We start from the raw sequence: 7,492 nt of genomic DNA on the forward strand, positions 1-7,492 counted from the left end.
CTATACGTCCCCCCCACACGTGTGTTACGTCAGGGGTTGCTTACCGGAAGCTCGCTCCCTGACCGGTACAGGCGGCCGGCTTGCATCCCTGTAACGCCGTACAACTCTGGAACGGTCACGAAGGTGTAACCCTTCCCGCGCAGCCGTTTGAGGATGTCCGGAACCGCGTCTACGGATTCCCGATGGATGTCGTGCATGAGAATGATCGCACCTGGATGGGCTCCACGCACGGCTCGGTCCGCTATGTCGCCCGGATCGCCCCCGCTTTCGTCCTTCGTGTCCACGTCTCCGGTGACCAGGGACAGCCCCATCCGGGTCGCGACGGAGACCAGCGCCGGGCTCACGCTCCCGTACGGCGGGCGCAGCAGCCGCGGGGTCTGCCCCAAGGCCGCCGACACCGCGGCGTCGTTGAGCCGGAGCGATTCGGCGATCTTGCTGCTGGTCTGCTTCGACAGGTCCCTGTGCGACCAGCTGTGGCCGCCGACGAGATGGCCCTCCTCGCTCATGCGATGCAGGAGCGCGGGCTGCGCGACGGCGTTCGCGCCCAGCACGAAGAACGTGGCCCGCGCCTTCTGCCTGTCCAGGACGTCGAGCAGCCTGCCGGTGTACATGCCAGGCCCGTCCTCGAACGTCAGCGCCACGCACTTGGCGACCGAGCAGTCCACGCTGCCGGCCCGGCTGCTGACGGCGTCGGGGTCGGCGGGGGGGACCATCCGCGGCGTCTCGTACGGCGTGACCCTCTGAGCGGCCTCCCGTACGGCCGTCTGGGCCCGGCGCCCGAGGTCCGACAGCAGCGGTGCGGCCTGATCCCGCGGCACCGCCACGGCCAGGCGGCCGAGTGAGCAGGGCCCGATCTGGCAGTCGTCGAACTCGACGACGAGGTCGCCGGAGCGGTTGAAGGCCATCGAGTCGAACACGTCGTCGTTCGCCGTCACGCTCTCCTGCTCGACCTGGGAGCCGCGCTCGTCCAGCTGCTCCCTGACCACGGCCGTGAGCTTTTCGAGCGCGCGTTCACCGGCGAGCAGGCCGGTGGAGCCGACGGTCTCGCCGGTGCGCGGGTCGAACCAGAACGTCCGCATGGAGTTGCCCCAGTCGGCGCCCACGTACTCGCCGGTGCGCAGCCGTACCCCGATGGCCTGGGAGGAGACGGTGGGGAGCTGCCAGTCGACGTTCAGCTCGACCCGGGGGTAGGTGGCCCGGCCCTCGGTACGCTGGTTGAAGTTCGCCAGCTGCCGCTCGGCCTGGACGCGCAGGGCCTTGTTGAGCGCCGGGGCGGCGGCGATGACGGGATAGTTGACGTGCGCGTAGCGGTTGCCGGGGGAGTCGCCCTCGGTCAGCGTTCCGACGGACAGGCCGGCGACGGTCGCGGGATCGACGAAGTCGATCATCGTCGGCTCTGCCGGGACCATGACGTGCTTGCCTGGTGAGGCGGCGGCCAGGCCGCAGCCGGAGGCCGAGAGCGCCAGCAGAGCGATTCCGGAGAAGAATCGCGCTTTATGCATGCATGTCAGAGTATGGGGCTGATGTTCCTATTTACCTCTGTTTTGGAGGATGGGACCCGAGCCTTTGACCGGGCTGGGTACGAGGCCGTGTCGGAGTTACGATCGCCTCATGGACGGCTACTTCGGGTCGTACGCGCTCGTCGCCGCGCTGCTCGCGCTGGGCGTCGCCATCGTGGCCGGGGCCCTGCTGGCCAACCGCCTCCTGCGCCCGTCCCGGCCCACGCCCGAGAAGCTGACGACGTACGAGTGCGGGGTCGATCCCGTGGGCGAGGGGTGGGCCCAGTCGCAGGTGCGCTACTACGTCTTCACTTACCTGTACGTCGTCTTCGCCGTCGACGCCGTCTTCCTCTTCCCGTGGGCCACCGTGTTCGACGCCCCCGGCTACGGGATGACCACCCTGGTCGAGATGTTCGTCTTCCTCGGCTTCATCGCCCTCGGCATCATCTACGCCTGGCGCAAACGTGTCCTCAGCTGGACCTAGCGGCGACTGGTCGCCCGTCACAACGGGCGAGTCCGGAGCCGCCGTCTTCCGCGGCTCGGACGCCTATGCCAAGTGTGTGCCGGCTTCCGGGGTTGCCGATCTGGAGGACGAGCGCGACCGGGTCGCCTGGCTGGCGGAGCACGGTGTGCCGGGGCCTCGGGTGCTCGACTGGCACTCCGGTGACGCGGGCGCCTGCCTGGTGACCAGCGCCGTCTGCGGCGTGCCCGCCGACCAGGTGTCCGCCGCGGACCTGCGGATCGCCTGGCCACACATCGCGGACGCGGTCCGGCGGCTGCACGAGCTGCCTGTGGAAGATTGCCCGTTCCGCCGGGACGTGGACACCATGGTCGCCGTGGCGCACGACGTCGTGGCCCGTGGCGCGGTGAACCCGGCGTTCCTCCCCGTCGATCAGCAGCACACGCCGGCCTCGGAACTGCTGGCCCGGCTCGTCCCGCAGGTCGCTCGGCGACGCGGCCAAGAGGCCCTCGACCTGGTCGTCTGCCATGGGGACCTGTGCCTGCCCAACATCATCCTCGATCCGCGGACCTTCGACGTGTCAGGCTTCGTCGACCTGGGCCGCCTCGGGTCGGCCGACCGGTACGCCGACCTGGCCCTGCTGGTCGCCAACGCACGGGAGACCTGGGAGGACGAGCAGCGGGCGCGTTCCGCGGACCGGGCGTTCGGCGAGAGGTACGGCGTCACCCTTGATCGTGACCGCCTGCGCTTCTACCTCCATCTCGACCCGCTCACCTGGGGCTGACCGCTGCGTCGTTACCCGGGTGCGCCCGCGTTCTGGCATCTTGCCGTGCTGTGACCGCCTGCCCCCAGTGCGACCAGCCGCTCAAGAGCGAGCCCCCGTATGCCGGCTGGTGCCCATCATGCGACTGGAACGTCGTCCGCGCCCCCTCGACCGGGAAGACGCGCTTCGCCCGATTACAGACCAAACTCGCCTCCTTCATGACGTACGGCCGGCGGCGGCGCCGCGTGGTCGAGATCGGCTACCCGTTGTGGCTCGTCCTCACCCCGCAGGAACGCGTCGCGCTGCTCGCCCACGAGATGGCCCACTCCAGCAACGGCGACGGCCGGCACGGGCTGGTCGTCGGCAGCGCCCTGCACTCGCTCGGCGTGCTGCGCGACGTGACCAGGTTCGACTGGCAGGAGGGGGACGGCGTGAGCCGCCTGGTCGCCGAGACTTTCCTGGCCGTCCTCGGCCTCATGGAGCTGCTGCTGTACCGCTCGGCGCAGCGGGCCGAGTACCGCGCCGACGAGCTGGCGGCCAGGGCGGCGGGCACGACGGCCACGATCTCGCTCCTGGACGCGCTGATCACGAGGGCGGAGTCGGTCCACGACTTCCTCGACGCCAGCGTGGTCGCCACCAGGACCGACGACCTGTGGACGGCGATCCGCTCGTACGTCGAGAGCCTGCCCGAGTCCGAACGCGAACGCCTCCGCCGCGCCGCCCGCCTGGAGGAGTTGCGGGTGGACCGTACGCACCCGCCCACGTACCTGCGGATGTCCCGCCTGGCCGCGCTCCCGTACGAGGAGGGCCGCGTCCGCGCGCCGGGCGGTGCGAGCGGAACGGAGCTGGCCTCGCCTGCCGCGCGCGTGGCCGAAGCCATCAGAGAGGACGCCCAATCGGCCCTCTACCGCTGACGGCCCGCCCCCGCAGGGCCAAATGTCCGTAGTCGTAACCCCCGTCCCGGGAAGATTCCTTTGCCTGACCTGGGATCCGCGCAAGAATGGTCACATGGCAGCAACGGATCTCCCGACACCCACCGTCGGCCCGGTCTCCAAGCTGGCGCCCAAGCCGATGCGCTTCGTGCTCAACTGGGGCCGCCGCTATTCGCTGTGGGTGTTCAACTTCGGGCTGGCCTGCTGCGCCATCGAGTTCATCGCGGCCTCGGCCAGCCGCCATGACTTCATCCGCTTCGGCGTGATCCCGTTCGCGAACGGCCCCCGGCAGGCCGACCTCATGATCGTCTCCGGCACCGTCACCGACAAGATGGCTCCGGCCGTCAAGCGCCTCTACGAGCAGATGCCCGACCCCAAGTACGTGATCTCGTTCGGCGCCTGCTCCAACACCGGGGGCCCCTACTGGGACTCCTACTGCGTCACCAACGGCGTCGACCAGATCATCCCGGTCGACGTCTACGTCCCCGGCTGCCCACCCCGTCCGGAGGCCCTCCTGTACGGCATCACGAAACTCCAGGAGAAGATCGCGGCCGAGAACCTCGGCGACCGCTACGGCGCGGAGCGCGCGTGAACGGCCTCGCGGAGCGGTTCGGCGACCGCGCCCGCGTCTCCGAGTCGTACGGCGACACCACGGTCGACGTGGCCCCCGCCGACTGGATCGAGCTGCTGACGTACGTCCGCGACGACCTCGGATACGCCTTCTTCGACTGGCTGACCGGCGTCGACGAGCCGCCCGAGTCGTTCGAGGTCGTGGCGCACGTCTACAACCCGGTGGCCGGCCGGCGGCTGCTCCTGCGCACTCGCGTGCCGCACGACGACCCGCACCTGCCGAGCGCCGTCGCCGTCTACCGCGGCGCGAACTGGCACGAGCGCGAGACGTACGAGATGTTCGGTGTGATCTTCGATGGGCACCCCCACCTGGTGCCCCTGCTGCTCCCGGACGGCTTCGAAGGACACCCGCTGCGGAAAGACTTCATCCTGGCCGCCCGCGTGGCCAAGCCCTGGCCCGGCGCCAAGGAGCCCGGCGAGTCGGGCCACGGCGCGCCGAGCCGCCGCAGGACCCTTCCGCCCGGAGTCCCGGCCGACTGGGGGCCGCCCGATGCTTGACGTGCTGCTGAGCTTCGCCGTCATCCTCCTCGTCTTCCTGGTGCTGCCGCTGATCGTGGGGCAGACCGAGCACAAGGTCATGGCTCACATGCAGTCGCGGCTGGGCCCGATGTACGCCGGCGGCTTCCACGGATGGGCGCAGCTCATCGCCGACGGGGTGAAGTTCGCCCAGAAGGAGGACGTCATCCCGGCCGCGGCCGACCGCCGCGTCTTCATGATCGCGCCGGGCGTGGCGCTCGTTCCGTACCTCGTCGTCCTGATCGTCATCCCGTTCGACCGCGACTTCGTGGCGGTGGACCTCGATCTCGGCCTCTTCTTCGTCCTCGCCGTCATGGGCGTCGGCGTGCTCGGCTCGATCATGGCCGGGTGGGCGTCGGCCAACAAGTATTCGGTGCTCGGCGGCATGCGTTCGGCCGCCCAGCTCATGTCGTACGAGCTGCCGCTCGTGCTGGCCGCCTCGTCGGTGGCCATGGCGGCGGGCACCCTGTCGTTGTCCGGGATCGTCGAGGCGTGGCAGTGGTGGTGGCTGCCGTGGCAGGCGATCGGCGGCGCCGTCTTCTTCCTGGCGGGGCTGGCCGAGCTGCGCCGCCCGCCGTTTGACATGCCGATCGCCGAGTCGGAGATCATCATGGGCCCGATGACGGAGTACACGGGCATGCGCTTCGCGCTGTTCATGCTCGCCGAGTACGCCGGGATCGTGGTGTTGTCGTTCCTCACCACCGTGTTGTTCCTGGGCGGCTGGCACGGCCCGCTGCTGCCCGGCTGGCTGTGGACGCTGGTGAAGGTCTTCCTGCTGGCGTTCCTGGTCATCTGGGTACGCGTGACGTTCCCCCGGCTGCGCGAGGACCAGCTGCAGAAGCTCGCCTGGGCCGTGCTGGTGCCGCTGGCCCTCGTCCAGCTGGCCCTCACCGGAGTCGTCAGGGTGCTGACCTGACCCGGCTCAGCGGACGATCGCCAGCATCACGTCCGACGCCGACGGCCGGTCGGCGGCCCGCTTGCTCAGGCACGCGCCCACGACGCCGCGTAAGGCGGGCGGCAACGGCGACAGGTCGGGGTGGAAGTTGAGCACCCGATTGAACACCGCGGGCACGGTGTCCTCCCCGAACGCCGGCCGCCCCGTCGCGGCGAACATCATCGTCACCGCCCAGCTGAACACGTCGGAGGCCGGCCCCACCGCCTCCCCGGTCAGCTGCTCGGGAGACATGTAGGGCGGGGTGCCGACCATCTTCCCGGTCGTCACCGTCACCTGGTCGAGCGCCCGCGCGATCCCGAAGTCGATCACGCGCGGCCCGTCGGGGCCGATCAGCACATTGCTCGGCTTGAAGTCACGATGCACGATGCCGGCCTTGTGGATGGCCGCCAGCGCCCCCGACGTGGACAACGCCAGCCGCGTCAGGCTGTCCTCGTCGCGCGGGCCGTGCTTGCGTACGAGCTGCTCCAGCGACGGGCCCTCCACGTATTCGCTGACGATGTACGCGTGCGGGCCGCCGATGTTGACGTCGAGCACGCGGGCTGTGGAAAACGTCGCCACCCGCCGGGCGGACTCCACCTCCCGCGCGAACCTGGCCCGCGCCGTGTCGTCGACCAGGTCGTGCAGCACCTTGACGGCGACCCGCACGCCGTTGGGCGCCATGGCGAGGTAGACGGCGCCCTGCCCGCCCCGCCCGAGCGACCGCAGCACCCGGTAGTGGCCGATCCACTGCGGCTCGCCCGGCCGCCGCTGGTAGGACGGCGCGGTGGTGCGCTGCCGCAGCTCGACCGGTTGGTACGCCGGCCGCCTCGGCCGCGCGCGCACCATGAAGGGCACCAGCACCGCCGAGTGGACGACACCCCCGAACCAGCTCAGGAGCAGCCCCAGCGTGAACAGTATGGCCAGGTCTTCGGGCGCCTCGGCGTCGGCGTACACGAGGGCCCCGAGCGTGAACGCGCCGATCGCGATCAGGTAGATCGACGCGGCGAGGGCATGCCAGACGCTGCGCATCCAGTAGGCCGCGAACCCGATGCTGAACGGGGTCGCATAGCCGCACGTGACCAGAGGCAGGCAGGCCCACGCGACTGCGGCGGCCCACGCGGTGCCACTGGGACGGACAGGATGGCTGTGCTGCATGGCGGAGAGACTATCGCCATGGCCTACCCCATATCGGGCATGCGCACAGGTTGTGGATAACTCCTCCCTGGCCTGTGGACAGCTGTGGAAAACCTGGGGACAAGGCGCTGGTGCATTCACCTGGGCGGTCAAGTGCGCCATGATGTTCTTGTGGGGCGTATACCGGGAGTCGGGCTGGCAAAGGGGCTGTCCATCACCCTGCGCCACATGCTGCGCAAATCGGTTACGCAGCAATATCCCGAAGTAAAACCGGATCTGCCGCCGCGCAGCCGGGGCGTCATCGCGCTGGTCGAGGAGAACTGCACCTCGTGCATGCTGTGCGCCCGCGAATGCCCCGACTGGTGCATCTACATCGACTCCCACAAGGAGACGATCCCGGCCCCCGAAGGCGGCCGTCCCAGGCAGCGGAACGTGCTCGACCGCTTCGCCATCGACTTCTCGCTGTGCATGTACTGCGGGATCTGCATCGAGGTCTGCCCGTTCGACGCCCTCTTCTGGTCCCCGGAGTTCGAGTACGCGGAAGGCGACATCCGCAACCTCGTCCACGAGAAGGACAAGCTCGCGGCCTGGACCCCGACGGTCCCGCCCCCTCCCGCTCACGAC

The 7,492-nt window shown here is 69.7% G+C and carries 9 protein-coding genes; 7 read left to right on the forward strand and 2 right to left on the reverse strand.

Going from position 1 to position 7,492, the window contains the following annotated elements; genetic code table 11:
- Positions 1-29 precede the first annotated feature (29 nt).
- Positions 30-1,502 carry a polysaccharide deacetylase family protein gene (locus E1286_RS03690; protein ID WP_132608844.1) on the reverse strand — a complete coding sequence of 491 codons (1,473 nt, stop codon included), beginning with the start codon at positions 1,500-1,502 and terminating at the stop codon, positions 30-32.
- Positions 1,503-1,611: 109 nt separating this feature from the next.
- On the opposite strand from E1286_RS03690, the gene E1286_RS03695 reads away from it, so the two are divergent.
- The 6 genes from E1286_RS03695 (at position 1,612) to nuoH (ending at position 5,716) form a co-directional block, all read left to right on the forward strand.
- A complete protein-coding gene (locus E1286_RS03695; RefSeq protein WP_132608845.1) occupies positions 1,612-1,983 on the forward strand; it encodes an NADH-quinone oxidoreductase subunit A in 372 nt (123 codons plus the stop codon).
- A complete protein-coding gene (locus tag E1286_RS03700) occupies positions 1,964-2,743 on the forward strand; it encodes an APH(3'') family aminoglycoside O-phosphotransferase (protein WP_132608846.1) in 780 nt (259 codons plus the stop codon). Before E1286_RS03695 ends, E1286_RS03700 begins: the two co-directional genes overlap by 20 nt.
- Before the next feature lie 50 nt (positions 2,744-2,793).
- The gene (locus E1286_RS03705; protein WP_132608847.1) at positions 2,794-3,636 is read left to right on the forward strand and encodes a M48 family metalloprotease; all 843 of its coding nucleotides are present in this window, start codon (positions 2,794-2,796) and stop codon (positions 3,634-3,636) included.
- A gap of 94 nt (positions 3,637-3,730) precedes the next feature.
- Positions 3,731-4,246, forward strand: coding sequence for an NADH-quinone oxidoreductase subunit B (locus tag E1286_RS03710; RefSeq protein WP_132608848.1), 516 nt, complete (start codon positions 3,731-3,733; stop codon positions 4,244-4,246).
- Positions 4,243-4,782 carry an NADH-quinone oxidoreductase subunit C gene (locus E1286_RS03715; RefSeq protein WP_132608849.1) on the forward strand — a complete coding sequence of 180 codons (540 nt, stop codon included), beginning with the start codon at positions 4,243-4,245 and terminating at the stop codon, positions 4,780-4,782. The genes E1286_RS03710 and E1286_RS03715 overlap by 4 nt, the downstream gene beginning before the upstream one ends.
- Positions 4,775-5,716 carry an NADH-quinone oxidoreductase subunit NuoH gene (gene nuoH, locus E1286_RS03720; RefSeq protein WP_132608850.1) on the forward strand — a complete coding sequence of 314 codons (942 nt, stop codon included), beginning with the start codon at positions 4,775-4,777 and terminating at the stop codon, positions 5,714-5,716. The genes E1286_RS03715 and nuoH overlap by 8 nt, the downstream gene beginning before the upstream one ends.
- Positions 5,717-5,722: 6 nt before the next feature.
- Here nuoH and E1286_RS03725 read toward each other — a convergent pair whose 3' ends face one another.
- Positions 5,723-6,889 carry a serine/threonine-protein kinase gene (locus tag E1286_RS03725; protein ID WP_165969550.1) on the reverse strand — a complete coding sequence of 389 codons (1,167 nt, stop codon included), beginning with the start codon at positions 6,887-6,889 and terminating at the stop codon, positions 5,723-5,725.
- 207 nt (positions 6,890-7,096) lie between these two features.
- Here E1286_RS03725 and E1286_RS03730 point away from each other — a divergent pair.
- Positions 7,097-7,492: 4Fe-4S binding protein (locus E1286_RS03730; RefSeq protein WP_223189515.1), on the forward strand; the 396-nt coding region annotated here is incomplete at its 3' end.

Origin of the sequence: Nonomuraea terrae (assembly GCF_004348995.1) — a bacterium.
In the GTDB taxonomy this organism is placed as follows: Bacteria; Actinomycetota; Actinomycetes; order Streptosporangiales; family Streptosporangiaceae; genus Nonomuraea; species Nonomuraea terrae.

Bases quoted from the DNA above. Each gene is read 5' to 3' on its own strand.
- E1286_RS03690 (WP_132608844.1), bottom strand. From the start codon at position 1,502: ATGCATAAAGCGCGATTCTTCTCCGGAATCGCTCTGCTGGCGCTCTCG.
- E1286_RS03695 (WP_132608845.1), top strand. From the start codon at position 1,612: ATGGACGGCTACTTCGGGTCGTACGCGCTCGTCGCCGCGCTGCTCGCG.
- E1286_RS03710 (WP_132608848.1), top strand. From the start codon at position 3,731: ATGGCAGCAACGGATCTCCCGACACCCACCGTCGGCCCGGTCTCCAAG.
- nuoH (WP_132608850.1), top strand. From the start codon at position 4,775: ATGCTTGACGTGCTGCTGAGCTTCGCCGTCATCCTCCTCGTCTTCCTG.
- E1286_RS03725 (WP_165969550.1), bottom strand. From the start codon at position 6,889: ATGCAGCACAGCCATCCTGTCCGTCCCAGTGGCACCGCGTGGGCCGCC.